This is a genomic window from Achromobacter sp. GbtcB20 (assembly GCF_019091095.1).
Taxonomy (GTDB): domain Bacteria; phylum Pseudomonadota; class Gammaproteobacteria; order Burkholderiales; family Burkholderiaceae_B; genus Achromobacter; species Achromobacter mucicolens.
In genome coordinates this window covers 1-287 of the sequence record NZ_JAGXJZ010000466.1, presented here as the reverse complement: position 1 = coordinate 287, position 287 = coordinate 1, and the positions used below count along the sequence as shown (strand labels likewise).

Genomic DNA, 287 nt, shown 5'->3' with positions numbered 1-287 from the left:
CTTCGATCAGGTCGTTGTGCCCGCTCGTGCGGTGCAGCAGGTAAGGCGCGAGGGCGCGCGGCGTGGCGCCCTGCGACTGCAAGTACGCGAGGCCGGCGGCGGCGGCGCCGAGTCCGAGCAGCGCCAGCAAGGCCAGCGCGCCGACGGCACGCTTCACGTACCGGTCTTGATGTTGTGGCGGCCCATCAAGTCGTACATGGTCGGGCGGCTGATGCCGAGGATCTCGGACGCCTTGACGATGTTGCCGTCGACCCGGGCCAGGGCCTTGATGATGGCCTTGTACTCGG

The 287-nt window shown here is 69.0% G+C and carries 1 protein-coding gene; it reads right to left on the bottom strand.

The features are described 5' to 3' along the window. Window positions 1-153: 153 nt before the first annotated feature. Window positions 154-287: helix-turn-helix domain-containing protein (locus KVT32_RS29790; RefSeq protein ID WP_217619396.1), on the bottom strand; the 134-nt coding region annotated here is incomplete at its 5' end.